This window comes from Kitasatospora sp. GP82, assembly GCF_029892105.1.
Lineage (GTDB): Bacteria > Actinomycetota > Actinomycetes > Streptomycetales > Streptomycetaceae > Kitasatospora.
In genome coordinates this window covers 68,240-82,770 of record NZ_JARZAJ010000011.1, presented here as the reverse complement: position 1 = coordinate 82,770, position 14,531 = coordinate 68,240, and the positions used below count along the sequence as shown (strand labels likewise).

12 protein-coding genes are annotated in these 14,531 nt (G+C 71.8%); 6 read left to right on the top strand and 6 right to left on the bottom strand.

The features are described 5' to 3' along the window. The first annotated feature begins 93 nt into the window (after window positions 1–93). Complete coding sequence (locus P3T39_RS13530; protein WP_280697778.1) at window positions 94–1,086, top strand: deoxyribonuclease IV; 993 nt, start codon at window positions 94–96, stop codon at window positions 1,084–1,086. 185 nt (window positions 1,087–1,271) lie between these two features. Here P3T39_RS13530 and P3T39_RS13525 read toward each other — a convergent pair whose 3' ends face one another. Next, on the bottom strand, window positions 1,272–1,520 hold the full coding sequence (locus P3T39_RS13525) for a ribosomal protein L7/L12 (RefSeq protein ID WP_280697777.1): 249 nt from the start codon (window positions 1,518–1,520) through the stop codon (window positions 1,272–1,274). A gap of 131 nt (window positions 1,521–1,651) precedes the next feature. On the opposite strand from P3T39_RS13525, the gene P3T39_RS13520 reads away from it, so the two are divergent. From P3T39_RS13520 to P3T39_RS13500, 5 genes are all read left to right on the top strand, one after another. Continuing rightward, the gene (locus tag P3T39_RS13520; RefSeq protein ID WP_280697776.1) at window positions 1,652–2,332 is read left to right on the top strand and encodes a VTT domain-containing protein; all 681 of its coding nucleotides are present in this window, start codon (window positions 1,652–1,654) and stop codon (window positions 2,330–2,332) included. Between the two features lie 205 nt (window positions 2,333–2,537). Continuing rightward, a complete protein-coding gene (locus P3T39_RS13515) occupies window positions 2,538–3,071 on the top strand; it encodes a DinB family protein (RefSeq protein ID WP_280697775.1) in 534 nt (177 codons plus the stop codon). 260 nt (window positions 3,072–3,331) lie between these two features. Continuing rightward, on the top strand, window positions 3,332–3,733 hold the full coding sequence (locus P3T39_RS13510) for a cell division protein SepF (RefSeq protein WP_280697774.1): 402 nt from the start codon (window positions 3,332–3,334) through the stop codon (window positions 3,731–3,733). A gap of 180 nt (window positions 3,734–3,913) precedes the next feature. Next, on the top strand, window positions 3,914–4,468 hold the full coding sequence (locus tag P3T39_RS13505) for a helix-turn-helix domain-containing protein (protein WP_280697773.1): 555 nt from the start codon (window positions 3,914–3,916) through the stop codon (window positions 4,466–4,468). Then, entirely contained in the window at window positions 4,465–6,078 is a 1,614-nt protein-coding gene (locus tag P3T39_RS13500) for an MFS transporter (protein WP_280697772.1), read from the top strand. Before P3T39_RS13505 ends, P3T39_RS13500 begins: the two co-directional genes overlap by 4 nt. A 47-nt stretch (window positions 6,079–6,125) precedes the next feature. Here P3T39_RS13500 and P3T39_RS13495 read toward each other — a convergent pair whose 3' ends face one another. From P3T39_RS13495 to P3T39_RS13475, 5 genes are all read right to left on the bottom strand, one after another. After that, the gene (locus P3T39_RS13495) at window positions 6,126–8,600 is read right to left on the bottom strand and encodes a SpoIIE family protein phosphatase (protein ID WP_280697771.1); all 2,475 of its coding nucleotides are present in this window, start codon (window positions 8,598–8,600) and stop codon (window positions 6,126–6,128) included. A gap of 351 nt (window positions 8,601–8,951) precedes the next feature. Beyond that, window positions 8,952–9,578, bottom strand: coding sequence for a TetR/AcrR family transcriptional regulator (locus P3T39_RS13490; protein ID WP_280697770.1), 627 nt, complete (start codon window positions 9,576–9,578; stop codon window positions 8,952–8,954). A gap of 88 nt (window positions 9,579–9,666) precedes the next feature. After that, complete coding sequence (locus P3T39_RS13485) at window positions 9,667–11,247, bottom strand: 4-coumarate--CoA ligase family protein (RefSeq protein ID WP_280697769.1); 1,581 nt, start codon at window positions 11,245–11,247, stop codon at window positions 9,667–9,669. A gap of 114 nt (window positions 11,248–11,361) precedes the next feature. Continuing rightward, complete coding sequence (locus tag P3T39_RS13480) at window positions 11,362–12,522, bottom strand: acyl-CoA dehydrogenase family protein (protein ID WP_280697768.1); 1,161 nt, start codon at window positions 12,520–12,522, stop codon at window positions 11,362–11,364. Window positions 12,523–12,579: 57 nt separating this feature from the next. Continuing rightward, complete coding sequence (locus tag P3T39_RS13475; protein ID WP_280697767.1) at window positions 12,580–14,529, bottom strand: biotin carboxylase N-terminal domain-containing protein; 1,950 nt, start codon at window positions 14,527–14,529, stop codon at window positions 12,580–12,582. Between the last annotated feature and the right edge of the window lie 2 nt (window positions 14,530–14,531).

Genomic DNA, 14,531 nt, shown 5'->3' with positions numbered 1-14,531 from the left:
CCCGTCGGGCTCCCGCCGCGCGCCACACCCCCGCGACGCCCCGCTCGCGGCCTCCGAGTAGGGACGAGCGGCGGGCATGGCATCCTCCTAGGCATGAATTCCGCAGCTCAGCCCCTGTCGCCAGCCCGCCGCCGAAACCCGCTCGGGGCGCACGTTCCGGTCGCCGGGCGCGGGCTGGTCGGCACCGGGCTCGCATATGCGCGGAAGGTCGGCGCCGAGGCGGTACAGGTCTTCGTCGCGAATCCGCGCGGCTGGGCCACCCCCGAGGGCAACCCGGCCCAGGACGCGGAGTTCCGTACGACCTGCGCCGAGGCGGGCATTCCCTCGTACGTCCACGCGCCTTACCTGATCAACTTCGGCTCGGACAGTGCCGCGACCAGGGCCCGTTCCGCCGACTCGTTGCGGCACTCGCTGCTGCGCGCCCACCGGATAGGCGCGCTCGGTGTGGTCGTCCACACCGGTTCGGCGGTCGGCCGCGCACCGGACGGCGGCTCCCGGTACGCGGCGGCGATGGCCCAGGTCCGCGAGGACGTACGCCCGCTGCTGGACGAGCTCGACGCGCTCGGCGAGGACGCGCCCCGGCTGCTGCTCGAACCGACCGCCGGGCAGGGCAGTTCGCTCTGCTCCCGGATGGAGGACCTCGCCGAGTACGCCGCCGCGCTCGACCACCACCCCAAGGTCGGCGTCTGTCTGGACACCTGCCACGCCTTCGCCGCCGGGCACGACCTCGCCGCCCCCGAAGGCGTCGCGCAGACCCTGGACGCGCTGGTCGCCGCCGTCGGGCCCGGCCGGCTGCGGCTGATCCACGCCAACGACTCGATGGACGTGGTCGGCGCCCGCAAGGACCGGCACGCCAACATCGGCGCCGGGCACATCGGCGCGGCCGCCTTCCGCGAGCTGCTCGCCCACCCCGCCACCGAGGGAGTCCCGCTGATCATCGAGACCCCGGACGGGCGCCACGATCCCGAGCGCATCGAGGGCGCCCGCCACCGGGCCGACCTCGATCTCCTCAAGCGCCTGCGCGGCGAGGCCCATCCGGCCCAGGTGATCGGCCCCAAGGGGTCAGTGATCGTCGGCGATCGGTGAACGCTGGACCGGTTGGCCGATGTGCTCCTCCGCTGGAGCAGGACGGCGAACAGCTGCCGCAGGTGGGCGTGGGCATGACCCGGACACCGGTCCGTCCGCGGCACACCGTGGAAGAGGCGGTTGCCCGCCCGACCTGGCCCGGTGCGGGTGACCGCGTGGCCGTTCCCGACGGAACGCGGTGGCGCTCAGAACCGCGCGGCTGCCATGTCGATGGCCTCCTTGGCCGTCTTCAGGCCGAGGCCGGTGCGCTCGCGGTAGACCTTGATGGCCTGGATCTTCTTGCCCGCGTGAACGAACTTCATCACCTCGGGCATCCGGCGGGGGTCCGTCTCCGGCAGCGGGTGGGTGATGCCGAGGTGGGTCAGGATCGTGTCGAGCTTCGACTCGATCGCGATCAGTCGCTGTTCGAGCGTCACATCGTCCGTGGGTTCCATGGGCAGCACCCTAGTCCTTGCGGAACGGACGGCCGATCGCCAGTACCACCCGGCGAGGCCCCGCACCCCGCAGGGCGTCGCGGTGAGCGGGCCCGGCGTCGACCGGCCGGCCCGCCAGGTACGCTCACCCGGTGCTCCCCGACGCCTCCCCCACCCGTTCGCCCTGGCTGCGGCTTGCGCTGCTGCTGGTCATCCTCGGTGCGGCGGCGAGCTCGCTGCTGTTCTGGGATCCCACCCGGCTGCTGACGACCGGGGCGCCGGGCCTGTGGCGACTGCCCGCCTTCGCCCTGGTCTACGCGCTGGGCACACTGGCCTTCGTGCCGAAACCGGCACTGAACACGGCCGCCGGGCTGCTCCTCGGCGTCGGCTGGGGCCTGCCGCTGGCCGTCGTCGGCACCACACTGGGCGCGGCAGTCGCCTTCGGGCTCGGACGGCTGCTCGGACGTGACGCGCTCCGGCCGCTGCTCAAGGCCAAGGTGCTCGCGGCCCTCGACCGCAAGCTCACCGAGCAGGGCTTCCGCAGCGTGCTGCTGCTCCGCCTCGTCCCGGGCGTTCCGTTCCAGGCGGCCAACTACGGCGCCGCCTTCTCGGGCGTACGGGTACTGCCGTTCCTGGCCGCCACCGCCCTCGGCGTCCTGCCCGGCACCGCTGCGTACGTCATCGCGGGCGCCAGCGCCGGTTCCCCCGACTCCCCCGCCTTCCTTCTCTCCGCCTCGGCGATCGCCCTGATGACCGTCCTCAGCCTCCTCTCCCTCTGGCGCGCCTCCCGTCGCCCGAAGACGGTCGCGGTGTCCGCCACCGCCTCCTCCTGACGCAGGCCGAGATCGCCTCGGGGACGGCGGTCACCGGTGGCCGGCAGCGAGCGTCGGCGCGTGCGACCCGCCTGGGCCCTCCGGGCCCCCCACGTGCTCGCCACTGCCCTCGGCAGTCTCACGACCGCCCGGCTCGGTCAGGGGAGTTCGAGTGCCGGATCAATTCGCTGTCGGTGTGTCAGTGGCCTTCGCCAGAATGTGTGTCATGAGCACTGACGCCGATTCCGCCCGCCCGGTCCGACTCGACCCTCCGCTGGTCGCCGACGAGGCGCCCATGCTGACCGCCTGGCTGGACTTCCACCGTGCCACCCTCGCTCTCAAGTGCGAGGGCTTGACGGACGAGCAGCTCCGGCTGCGCTCCGCCGCCCCCTCCTCGCTCTCGCTGCTCGGCCTGGTGCGGCACCTGGCCGCGGTCGAGCAGTACTGGTTCCAGCACATCCTCGCCGGGGTCGATCTCGACGGCCGGGCCCTGTACTGGACGGAAGAGGACGAGGACGCCGACTTCAACCAGGTGGACACCGCCGATGCCGCCGAGGGCTTCGCCACCTGGCGTGCCCAGATCGAGCTGGCCCGCGAGGCGGTGGCCGGCCTGCCACTGGCCACCATCGGCAAGAACCCTCGCCGCGGCCAGGATGTGACGCTGCGCTGGATCCTGGTGCACCTGATCGAGGAGTACGCCCGGCACAACGGACACGCCGATCTGATCCGGGAATTGATCGACGGTTCCACCGGCGAGTGAAGCTGTTACACGGTTGTTGACAGGGAGTCAATTCTTCACTGACGGACACCGATATGGTCTACGCGCGCAACCGTCCACCGAGCCGTGGCGTCGCAGCAGATACCGACCAGGTCTGCTCGCCACGCACCGCACGGAGGCCGCGAGCGGGCACCGAAGCGGTGATCAGTGCGATACTCGGACAGTTCCGACGAGTGGATGACGTGTCAAAAGGGCACGGACACCCGGGGGGACGGGTACGGGACGAGGCAAGGAGGCGCGGCATGGGAGCACTTCGCGACGAGCACCACAACGGGTGGCTGATGCCCTCCGGCAACTACGCCGCGGCAGTGTACGACGATCCATGGGCAACGCAGGCAATGACGCCCGCGGCCCCCGCGGCCCAGGCCCCGGCGAAGATCGTCTCGCTGAAGCCCACCGGGTTCGAGTCCGCCCGTACGGTCGGCGAGCACATCCGCGCGGGCATCCCCGTGGTCATGGACGTGACCGAGATGGACGAGGGCGAGGCCAAGCGCATGGTCGACTTCGCCTCCGGCCTGGTCTTCGGCACCCGGGGCGGGATCGAGCGGATCGCCCGCCGGGTGTTCCTGCTCACCCCGGCCGACGTCGAGGTGACGGTGATCGACCGGCCGCTGGACGAGACGGGTTTCTTCAACCAGAGCTGAGCCCGGGCCCGGGCCGACCCCACCGGGCCGGCCCACCCGACCGGGCTGTCTTCGGCCGGGGACGACATCACGATGTCGTCCCCGGCTTTTTGCTGCCCCAGAACCCCCGAAGCCTGTCTCGAATGAGATCCACGGGAAAACATTGAGACATCAATGTCTCATTTGAAGTAGACTCGAAGCATGGCTACTGACCGTGACTCCGTCCTCGAGGCAGCCGTCGGCGTGCTGTCCCGGCGGCCGACCGCGCATCTCGACGAGATCGCCCGCGCCGCCGGAATCAGCAGAGCCACGCTGCACCGGATCTTCCCGGGCCGCGAAGCCCTGATCCGCGAGGTCGGCGCTCTCGGCCTGCGCAAGTTCGCGACCGCCCTCGACACGGCGGAGATCGAATCCGGCGATGCACAGTCCGCGCTGCGCCGCCTGGTGGACGCGATCGTCCCCGACGCCGCGCTGTGCGCCTTCCTCGCGGGCGAGAGCCAGCTGTACGACGACCCCGGGATCAACGAACTCTGGGAGCTCCAGGACGCCCGGGTGCGCGCACTGTTCCTGCGCGGCCAGCAGGAGGGCGTCTTCCGGATCGAGCTCTCGGCCGGCTGGCTCAGCGAGGCGTTCTTCGACCTCGTCGCAGGCGTCGGCTGGGCCGTCCAGGACGGCCGGCTCGCCCCTCGTGACAGTGCCTACTCGCTCGCCGAACTCTTCCTCGGCGGCGCACTCAGGAGACCTGACCGATCATGACCGCCACCTTCACCACCAGAGCCCGGCAGCGCTGGGCCGGCCTGGCCGTCCTGGTCCTGTCGGTCACCCTGGTCGCCGTCGACGCCACCGTCCTCTCCCTCGCCATTCCCTCCATCAGCGAGACCCTCAGCCCGAGCGGCACCCAGCTGCTCTGGATCGGCGACAGCTACTCCTTCGTGCTCGCCGGTCTGCTGGTCAGCATGGGCGCGCTCAGCGACCGGATCGGCCGCAAGAAGCTGCTGCTGCTCGGCTCCTCCGCCTTCGGGCTCGCATCGCTGCTCGCCGCGTACGCACCCGGCCCCGGCTGGCTGATCATCGCCCGCGCCCTGCTCGGCGTGGCCGGGGCGACGATCATGCCGTCCACCCTCTCACTGATCCGCAGCCTCTTCCCGGACGCCCGCGAGCGGGCTACCGCGATTGGCATCTGGGGCGCCGGAGCCACCGCGGGCGCAGCGCTCGGCCCGCTGGTGGGCGGGGTCCTGCTGGAGCACTTCTGGTGGGGCTCGGTCTTCCTGCTGAACCTGCCCGTACTCGTGCTGCTGCTGATCTTCGGCGCCTGGCTGCTGCCCGAGTCCAGGGACCCGAGACCCGGCAGCTGGGACATGCCGAGCGTGCTGCTGTCGATGGCCGGTGTGATCGGCATCGTGTACGCGATCAAGGAGCTGGCCGCCGACGGATTGAAGCACTGGTACCTCCCCGTCGTCCTGGTGGTCGGCGTGATGGCGCTGGTCGCCTTCGTCCGGCGGCAGCTGCGGCTGGCGACGCCGATGCTGGACGTCCGGCTGTTCCACAACCCGCGCTTCACGGCGGCCGTGCTCGGCTCGCTGACCTCACTGATCGGGCTCTCCGGTGTGATCTTCTTTATGTCGCAGTACCTCCAGCTGGTACGCGGCTACGCTCCGCTCGCGGCCGGGATCGCCGAGATGCCCGCCTTCGCCGGTGCGGTGGTCGGTGGCCTGCTGACCGCCTGGACGGCCCGCCGGGCAGGTGCCCGCGCGACCCTGGTCGGCGGTCTGCTGGTGATGGGTACGGGGATCGGTCTGCTCGGCTGGGTCCACCAGGACAGCGCGTACCTGCTGCTCGGCGTCGCCTTCCTCGCGGTCGGCACCGCCGAGGGCGTGGTCTACACACTGGCGTCGGACCTGGTGCTCGGCGCCGCGCCCGCCGACCGGGCCGGCGCCGCCTCGGCCGTCTCCGAGACGGCGTACGAGCTCGGTACCGCACTGGGCATCGCCCTGGTCGGGTCGGTGGTCACCGCCATCTACGCGGGATCGCTGAACCTGCCCGACGGGACCGGGGCCGCGGCGGCAGAGCGGGCCAAGGAGTCGATAGGCGGCGCGGTCGAGGCCGCCGGGTCGCTTCCCGCGGAGGTGGGCCGGCCTCTGCTCGCCCACGCGGAACATGCCTTCGTGCACGGCATGAACGTTGCTGCGGTCATCGCGGCCGGGCTGCTGCTGGTCTCGGCCGGCGCCGCCTGGTACCTGCTGCGCTCTCGGCCCGGCGACGCGGCGACGGCCGACGGACCGGCCGACGCAACCAGCGGACCGGCAGGTGCGGCAGGCACGACCGGCCCGGTCGGCAAGACCGAGCGGTCGGAGCTGGCGGCCTGACCTCAGGCGCGACGGTGAGTGGCCCGGAGAGGACTCGCGTGCTGCCGTCAGTGGCGGAGGGGGAGTTCCAGTTCCGCCCAGACCACCTTGCCGTCCTTGGTCGGGCGGGTGCCCCAGCGGTGGGCGAGTTCGCTCACCAGGTGCATACCGCGGCCGCCCTCGTCCTCCGCCGCCGAGGCTCGGACCCGAGGTGGCGGGCCGCCCGAGTCGGCGACCTCGACGGTCAGCGTGCGGTCGCGGAACAGCCTCAGGCGCCGGGGTGACTCCGCGTGCAGCAGGGCGTTGGTGACCAGCTCGCTGACCATCAGCTCGGCGAAGTCGGAGAGCGAGGACAGGCCCCAGCTCTCCAGCGTGGCCCGGGTGAAGCGGCGGGCCCGGCTGGGCAGCGGCCCTTCCCCGTCCAGTGGCAGGGTGGCGATCCGGTCGGCGGGGACGGGCAGCGCACGGGCCATGATCATGGCGATGTCGTCGTCGGTCCCATCGGTGACCAGTGCGGACAGGGCCGCGTCACAGCTCGCCTCCAGGGTCCGGCTGCGCCCCGCGAGGGTGCGCGAGAGCAGGCCGATGCCCTGGTCGATGTCCTGGCCCCGGCGTTCCACCAGACCGTCGGTGTAGAGCGCGACCAACCCGCCCTCGGGCAGGGCGAACTCCATGCTCTCGAACGCCACCCCGCCGACGCCGAGCGGCACCCCCGGCGGCAGCTCCACCGGGCTGGCCACCCCGTCGGGCGAGACCCGCAGCGGCGGAAGGTGCCCGGCTGCGGCCACCGTGCAGGTGCGCTCGACCGGGTCGTACACCGCGCAGATACAGGTCGCGAACTGGCTTTCGCCGATGCCCATCGCGGTCTCGTCCAACCGGGTCAGCACCTGCTCGGGCGGCATGTCCAGGGTCGCCAAGGTGCGGGCCACCGTCCGCAACTGACCCATGGTCGCGGCGGCGCGGATGCCGTGGCCCATCACATCGCCGACCACCAGCGCCACCCGGCCGCAGGAGAGCGGCACCACGTCGAACCAGTCACCGCCCACCTCGCTGACCAGACTGCTCGGCAGATAGCGGTAGGCGATCTCCAGCCCGAGGGTGCGGTGGATCTCCTGCGGCAGCAGGCTGCGCTGCAGGGTGAGCGCGGTCTCGCGCTCACGCCGGTAGAGGCGGGCGTTGTCGAGCGCGATTGCGGTCCGTGCGACGAGTTCCTCGGCCAGAGCGACGTCGGCGTCGGTGAACGACTCCTGATTGCGTGTACGGACGAACTCCGAACCACCGAGCACCATGCCCCGGGCCATGATCGGCACCAGCAGGTACGAGTGGATGCCGGCCTCCAGACCCGGCGCAACCCGCTCCGGTTCGGAGACCAGCGCGGAGAGGATCTGCTCGTCCACATTGGTGCGCAGCAGCGGCCGGCCGCTGCGCAGGCACTCGGTGTAGGTCCGGTCGGCAGCGTACTGGGAGGTCTCCCCCACCGCATCGGAGGCGTTGACCAGGCCCGACTCGTACGCCTCGCCGACCGCCACCGCGCGCAGGATGACGCCTCGGTCGGAGGCGATCGGGGCCGGTTCCTCGCCGCGCAGGACGGGCTCCAGCAGGTCCACGGTGGCGAAGTCGGCGAACCGGGGGACGACCGCCTCGATGAGTTCCTCGGCGGTGCGCTGGAGATCGAGGGTGGTGCCGATCCGGGCGGTGGCCTCGGCGAGCAGGGTGAGCCGCTCCTGGGCGCGGGCGGCGCGGGCCTCGGCCTGGAAGCGCTCGGTGACGTCGATCAGCGAGGAGCTGAGGCCCAGGACCTGTCCGGTGGAGTCCTCCAGGCGGTAGTAGGAGGCGGACCAGGCCCGGTCGCGGCGCGGGTCACCCGGGGTGCGGCCGTGCGAACGGGCGTCCACGACGGGGCGTCCGGTGGCGAGGACCTCGCGCATCACGGCTTCGATCTCGGTGCTGTTCAGGCCCGGCAGGACGCTGCTGATCCGGCGGCCGATGTGATCGGCGATCGACACCCCGTTGATCCGTGCCAGCGCGCTGTTGAGGCGGACGAAGCGCAGCTCGGTGTCGTAGACCGCCATGCCGATCGGGGACTGGGTGAAGCAGCCGTCCAGGACGGCGAGGTCCGCTTCCACCCGGCGCAGCCCTTCCAGGTCCGAGGCGGTGGCCAGCAGCATCCGCCGCCCGTCGGGGCCGGTGACCGGGTAGGTGTGGAACTCCAGCTCGATCAGGTGGCCGTCGCGGTGGCGGACCGGGACAGGACCCGACCAGCCGGTCCCGGCCATGATGCGGTCGAACATGGCGGTGATCCCGGACCGCTCGGACTTGGGGACGAGGAGCTTGGCGGCATAGGCGCCGACGGCTTCGGCCGCCGCGTAGCCGGTGAGGTTCTCTGCGTCCACGCTCCAGTGCAGGATTCGGCCGTCGCCCTCCAGCAGGGCGCTGGCGAGAGGTACCACCCGGTGGCCCTCCGGGCGCGCCGAGTCGGCGCCGGCCGCCGCCTCAGCGTCCTGGCCGGCACCATCGGGAGCGGTCCGCTCGAATCCATGCATGATCAGGAACCCACCTGCCAGGTACCTTCCCGGTCGGGGCCGGGGCAATCCGGCTCACACCAGACTGTACGGCGCAAGGCCGCCCGGCGACTCCTCGCAGCAACGAGCGCTGCGGGCCGTCGGAGTGCTGCTCCGGACGGGTGGTACCGGGTGTTCGGCGGGGTGGTTGCCGTGGACGTCCGCGGACGGCCTCGTGCGGCCGATCCCGGGTGCGACCTCGGCCATACGCTGTCGACGGACCCGGGGAGCGGGCACTTCTCACCCCGGTGGAGCGCCGGTCGCGCCGAGCGGGCAGGGCCCCGCGCCCCCGGACGGTGCATCACCGTCCGGGGAAGGTCGGCCGGACAGCGCCTATGCGGTGGGCGCGCCCGGGAGGACGGCGTCGAGGGTGCGGGCCCACTGCCGGATGACACCGCGGCGGCGCGGGCCGTCGTCGGTGAGGAGGTTGGCCAGGCCCAGGCCGCGGGCCATGTCGAGGGTGGCCTGGACGGTCTCCCTGACTCCCGGGGTGGACTCGTCCACCCCGAGGAAGTCGACTGCCGCGCGGTGGGACTCGCGTCCGACGTGGTTCTCCAGTGCGATGATCCGCTCCCGCAGCGGTTCCTCGGTGGCAGCGGCGACCCAGAGGTGGAGGGCGGCGCGGAAGAGAGGTCCGGTGTAGAGGCGGACGATCATCTCCACCACCGCCTCCGTCCGGGCCTCTCCGGCGGGCGGCAGCTCGCCGGTGTGGGCCCGGACGGCGGCCAGCCGCTCGGCGGTGACGTGTTCGACCGCGGCGGTGAACAGGTCCTCCCGGGTCGGGAAGTGGTGCTGGGCCGCTCCCCTGGTGACACCCGCCCGCTCGGCCACCACCGCGACCGTGGACCCGTTCCACCCGAGCTCGGCCAGACACTCCACGGCCGCTTCCAGCAGCTTGCGGCGGGTCGCCCGGCTGCGGCTCTGCTGCGGGGCGCGGGGGGCGGTGGCGTGGAGGTTCATGGCTGCTTTCGGGTGACGGTGCGTCGGTTGCGGCCGATCCTCTCAGATCATCCGCCGAGTCCGGACGGCGACCGGTAGCGGGTGGGGATCAGCGGGCGCGGTCGCGCAGTTCACGACGGAGGATCTTCCCGGACACGGACTTGGGCACCGCATCGAGGAACTCCACCGCCCTGACCTTCTTGTACGGCGCCACCTGCCCGGCCACGAAGTCGACGACCTCCTGCTCGGTCAGCGCACTGCCCGGTGCGCGGACGACGTACGCCTTCGGCCGTTCGACGCCGTCCTGACCGGTCACGCCGATCACCGCGGCGTCCACGATCTGCGGGTGGGTCAGCAGCAGTGCCTCCAGCTCGGCCGGGGCGACCTGGTAACCGTTGTACTTGATCAGCTCCTTGACCCGGTCGACCACGAAGAGGTAGCCGTTTTCGTCCACGTAGCCGATGTCACCGGTGTGCAGCCAGCCCTCCTCGTCCAGGATGGCGTCGGTCTCGGACGGCCTGGCGAAGTAGCCCTGCATCACCTGAGGTCCGTGGAAGAGCAGCTCACCCTGCTCGCCGACGCCGAGTTCCTTTCCGGAGCCGTCCAGGGAGACCACCCGCAGCTCGGTGGAGGCGACCAGTTTGCCGACCGTACCGCGCGGCGGGTTCGGGTCGTCCAGCGGCACCACGTGGGTGACGGGAGAGAGTTCGGTCATCCCGTAGCCCTGGTGGATGCGGGGCAGGCCGAGGCGGCGGGCACAGGCGTCGGCCAGTTCGGCGTCCAACGGGGCCGCCGCGCTGAGGATGTAGCGGATGGAGGAGAGGTCGTACTGCTCCACCAGCGGGTGTTTGGCGAGCGCGAGGACGATCGGCGGGGCGACGAACACGCCCTCGATGTGCTGCTCCTGGATGGTCCGCAGGAACTGCTCCAGGTCGAAGCGGGGCAGGACGACGACGGTGGAGCCGCTGCGCAGCGGTTGGTTCAACAGGGCCGTCAGCCCGTAGATGTGGAAGAAGGGCAGCACGGCGAGGATGCGTTCGCCGACGGCCGTCCGGTGTACCGAGTCGGTCTGGAGCAGGTTGCTGGCGATGTTGCGGTGGCTGAGCATCACGCCCTTGGGCAGTCCGGTGGTGCCGCTGGAGTAGGGCAGCACGGCGATATCGGTGGCCGGTTCGATCAGGGGCTGCGGTTCGGGGGCGGTCGAGGCGAGGAGATCGCCGAGCGAGCGATGGCCCTCGGCCTGGTCGCAGAGGAAGATCTCCTGGATCGGATCCCCCTCCGCGGCGAGGACGTCGGCCGCCTGCCTGGCGGTCGCCAGGAAGTGCGAGACGGTGATGATCCAGCGGGCATGGCTGTCGCGCAGCTGCCCGGCCAGCTCCCCGGCGGTGGCCAGGGAGCTGACGGTGGTGACGGTGGCCCCGGCCCGGGTGGCACCGTAGAAGGCGGCCGGGAAGGCGATGCTGTTGGGGCTGTACAGCGCTACCACCTCGCCCTTGCGGACGCCCGCCTCGGCCAGACCGGCCGCGATCCGCCTGCTGGCCGAGTCCAGTTGGGCGTAGCTGACGGACGCTCCGGTGATGCCGTCGACGAGGGCCGGCACGTCGGGGTGCCGGCCCGCACCGGCCAGCACCGCTTCGTGGATCGGCAGGTCGAGGGGCTCGATCTCGGGGTGGTCGCTGCGGAACACCATGCATGCCTCCGGGTCGGCTGGGTGGTACGAGTCCTCCCAGGGTGACCCGAGTCGCGCCGTGAGGACAGAGCGCGAACACGAACCTCGCGTCACACCGGTGCGGTCGGTACCGGTTCAGTACGACTTGGGCAGGCCCAGAGTGTGCTGGGCCACATAGTTGAGCACCATCTCCCGGCTGACCGGTGCCACTCGGGCGACCCTGGTGGCGGCGATCAGTGCGGCGAGACCGTACTCCTGGGTGAGCCCGTTGCCGCCGAGGGTCTGCACGGCCTGGTCGACGGCGCGGCAGGCGGCCTCGCCCGCGGCGTACTTGGCCATGTTGGCGGCCTCGCCCGCCGCCGCGTCGTCGCCGCAGTCGTAGAGGTGCGCGGCCTTCTGCATCATCAGCCGGGCCAGTTCGACCTCGATGGTGCACTGGGCGAGCGGGTGGGAGATGCCCTGGTGGGCGCCGATGGGGGTGTCCCAGACGGTGCGTGTCCTGGCGTACTCCACGGCGGAGTCGAGGGCCTGGCGGGCGAGCCCGAGGGTGAAGGCGGCGGTCATGATGCGCTCGGGGTTGAGCCCGGCGAAGAGTTGCAGCAGACCGGCGTTCTCGTCTCCGACCAGGGAGTCCGCGGGCAGCCGGACCTCGTCCAGGAAGACCTGGAACTGCCGTTCTGCGGTGACGAGTTCCATCGGGATGGGCCGGTATTCGAAGCCGGGGGTGTCGCGGGGGACGACGAAGAGGGCCGGCTTGAGCTTACCGGTGGCGGCGTCCTCGGTGCGGCCGACGAAGAGGACGGCATCGGAGTGGTCGATGCCGGAGACGAAGACCTTGCGGCCGGAGAGCAGCCAGTCGTCGCCGTCACGGCGGGCGATGGTGGCGATGCGGTGGGAGTTGGATCCGGCGTCGGGTTCGGTGATGCCGAAGGCCATCCTGCGGGTGCCGTCGGCCAGTCCGGGGAGCCACCGCTGCTTCTGCTGCTCGGTGCCGAAGCGGGCGATCACGGTTCCGCAGATGGCGGGAGAGACGACGAGCATCAGCAACGGGCTTCCGGCGGCGCCGAGTTCCTCCAGGACGATGGCGAGTTCGCTGATGCCGGCGCCTCCACCGCCGTACTCGGTCGGGAGGTTGACGCCGAGGTAGCCGAGTTTGCCCGCCTCGGACCAGAGTTCCTCGGTGGGCAGCCCCGCGCGGGCCTTGGCCTGGAAGTACGCGGCGCCGTAGCGGCGGCCGAGGTCGGCGACGGCGCGGCGCAGGGTCCGGCGTTCAGGGGATTCGATGAACACGGACATGGGTGGTGTGGTCCTCTCCGTGCGGATCTTCGGACATGTGCTCGGCCGTGCAGGAGCTCAGGGCAGTTGGCCGGCTGCCGTCTGCTGCACGACGGCCAACAGGGCTCCCAGTTCGACCTGCTGGCCGGGGCTGACGCGGAGTTCGGTGAGCAGGCCGTCGGCGGGGGCGCAGACGCGGTGCTCCATCTTCATCGCCTCCAGCCAGAGCAGGGGTTGGCCTGCGGTGACGCGCTCGCCCGGGGCGACGGCGGTGCGGACGACGGTGCCGGGCATGGGGGCGAGCAGTGCACCCGGGTCGGTGTGGACGGCGGGTTCGAGGTGGCGCGGGAGAGCGGTGAGGGTGATGGCGCCGAGCGGGGAGTCGAGGTGGACGGCGTCGCCGTAGGTGGCGATCTCGAAGGTGCGGGTGAGGCCGCCGGTGCGGAGGGTGACGCGTCCGGGCGTGGCGGCGAGGAGCTCGGTGTCCGGGTGGCCTTCGGCGTGCAGGCCCGTGCGGGTGAGGCGGTATCGGACCTCGTGCTCGGTACCGTCGGCGGCGCGGTAGCACTTGAGCTGGGACTGGGAGGGCAGGTTGCGCCAGCCGGAGGGGAAGGCGTTCGGCCGGGCGGCGGCGTCCGCGAGGGCGGCGGCGAGGGCGGCCAGCGGAGCGTGCTTGTCCGGTCCTGCGGGGTTGAGTTCGGCGGCGTGTTCGGCGAGGAAGCCGGTGTGCAGTCGGCCGTCGAGGAAGGCCGGATGCCTCAGGGCGGCGACCAGGAGGTCGCGGTTGGTGGTCAGGCCGTGGATCCGGGCCCGGCCGAGGGCGTCGGCGAGTCGGCGGGCGGCGGCGGCCCGGGTCGGAGCCCAGGCGATCACCTTGGCGAGCATCGCGTCGTAGTGGATGCCGACGGCCGCCGGCCCGGTCACACCGGAGTCCAGCCGCAGCCCGCCCTCCCGGCCTGTGGTGGTGAACTCTGCGCATGCATCGGCCAGTTGGAGCAGGTGCAGGGTGCCGGCCTGCGGCCGCCAGTCGTGTTCGGGGTCCTCGGCGTAGAGGCGGGCCTCGATCGCGTGGCCTCGGATCTGCGGCTGCCCGGACGGGAGCGCTTCGCCCTCGGCGATGCGCAGTTGGAGGGCGACGAGATCGAGTCCGGTGACGCACTCGGTGACGGGGTGTTCGACCTGGAGGCGGGTGTTCATCTCCAGGAAGAAGATCCGACCGTCGGGTGCGAGCAGGAACTCGGCCGTACCGGCGCCGGTGTAGCCGATGGCGCGGGCGGCCGCCACGGCGGCGCGGTGGAGTCCGGCGCGGCCCTCGTCCGAGAGGCCGGGTGCCGGGGCCTCCTCGATGACCTTCTGGTGCCGCCGTTGCAGCGAGCAGTCCCGTTCGCCGAGGGTCCAGACGGAGCCGTGCTCGTCGGCCAGCAGCTGGACTTCGACATGGCGTCCCGTCGGAAGGTAGGGCTCGCAGAACACCTCGTCGCTTCCGAACGCTTTGGCCGCCTCCGCCCGTGCGGACTCCAGTGCTCCTTCGAGCTCCGCCAGTCGGCGGACGATCCGCATGCCGCGCCCGCCACCGCCGGCCGCCGCCTTGACCAGGAGCGGCAGGTCGGCCTCGGTGGGCTGTGCCGCCACCGTCAGGACGGGGACCCCGGCGGTGGCCATCAGCCGCTTGGCCTCGGTCTTGGACCCCATCGCGGCGATCGCCGAGGCCGAGGGTCCGATCCAGGTCAGTCCGGCCTCCTGGACGGCGCTCGCGAACTCGGCGTTCTCGGACAGGAATCCGTAGCCGGGGTGGACGGCGTCCGCCCCGGCGGCCAGAGCCGCCTGGATGATCAGGTCCGCGCGCAGATAGGTGTCCGCCGGCGCGGCGCCCGGCAGCCGTACGGCGGTGTCGGCCTCGTGGACGTGCGGGGCGTCGGTATCGGGGTCGGAGTGGACGGCAACGGTGGCGATGCCGAGTTCACGGCAGGTGCGGAAGATCCGGCGGGCGATCTCGCCACGGTTCGCGACCAGGAGTGAGGTGATCATAG

Bases quoted from the DNA above. Each gene is read 5' to 3' on its own strand.
- P3T39_RS13530 (WP_280697778.1), top strand. From the start codon at position 94: ATGAATTCCGCAGCTCAGCCCCTGTCGCCAGCCCGCCGCCGAAACCCG.
- P3T39_RS13525 (WP_280697777.1), bottom strand. From the start codon at position 1,520: ATGGAACCCACGGACGATGTGACGCTCGAACAGCGACTGATCGCGATC.
- P3T39_RS13515 (WP_280697775.1), top strand. From the start codon at position 2,538: ATGAGCACTGACGCCGATTCCGCCCGCCCGGTCCGACTCGACCCTCCG.
- P3T39_RS13510 (WP_280697774.1), top strand. From the start codon at position 3,332: ATGGGAGCACTTCGCGACGAGCACCACAACGGGTGGCTGATGCCCTCC.
- P3T39_RS13505 (WP_280697773.1), top strand. From the start codon at position 3,914: ATGGCTACTGACCGTGACTCCGTCCTCGAGGCAGCCGTCGGCGTGCTG.
- P3T39_RS13500 (WP_280697772.1), top strand. From the start codon at position 4,465: ATGACCGCCACCTTCACCACCAGAGCCCGGCAGCGCTGGGCCGGCCTG.
- P3T39_RS13495 (WP_280697771.1), bottom strand. From the start codon at position 8,600: ATGCATGGATTCGAGCGGACCGCTCCCGATGGTGCCGGCCAGGACGCT.
- P3T39_RS13490 (WP_280697770.1), bottom strand. From the start codon at position 9,578: ATGAACCTCCACGCCACCGCCCCCCGCGCCCCGCAGCAGAGCCGCAGC.
- P3T39_RS13485 (WP_280697769.1), bottom strand. From the start codon at position 11,247: ATGGTGTTCCGCAGCGACCACCCCGAGATCGAGCCCCTCGACCTGCCG.
- P3T39_RS13480 (WP_280697768.1), bottom strand. From the start codon at position 12,522: ATGTCCGTGTTCATCGAATCCCCTGAACGCCGGACCCTGCGCCGCGCC.
- P3T39_RS13475 (WP_280697767.1), bottom strand. From the start codon at position 14,529: ATGATCACCTCACTCCTGGTCGCGAACCGTGGCGAGATCGCCCGCCGG.